Source organism: Pantoea sp. MHSD4, from assembly GCF_021043305.1.
GTDB classification, from domain to species: Bacteria; Pseudomonadota; Gammaproteobacteria; order Enterobacterales; family Enterobacteriaceae; genus Pantoea; species Pantoea eucalypti.
The window spans coordinates 1-380 of sequence record NZ_JAJNDH010000033.1 but is presented as its reverse complement, the minus strand read 5'-3'; the positions used below and the strand labels follow the sequence as shown (position 1 = coordinate 380).

The window sequence follows — 380 nt, the reverse complement described above, 5'->3', positions numbered from 1 at the left end:
CGACCGCAACCTGCGCATCTTCCAGAGCCAGACGGTGCCGCAGATTGTGCAGACGCTGCTGAAGGAGTACGCGGTCAGCGTGGAGACGCGCCTGGCGGGCAGCTACCGGGTGTGGGAGTACTGCGTGCAGTATCAGGAGAGCAGCCTGGACTTCATCAGCCGCCTGATGGAGCTGGAGGGGATTTACTACTTCTTCCGCCACGAGGCGGACAAACATACGCTGGTGCTGTGCGACGCGCCGGACCAGCATCAGGCGTTTCCGGGCTATGAGACCATCGCCTATCACGTCACCCCGTCGGGCGGCGTGGTGACGGAAGAGGGCATCAGCCAGTGGTCGCTGGCGGAGAGCGTGACGCCGGGCATCTACAGCACCGACGACT

General features: G+C 63.9%; 1 protein-coding gene. It reads left to right on the top strand.

Annotated features, from left to right (window positions below; all coding sequences use genetic code 11):
- The coding region (locus tag LQK91_RS21940; RefSeq protein WP_255694738.1) for a contractile injection system protein, VgrG/Pvc8 family at positions 1-380 on the top strand (380 nt) is incomplete at both ends.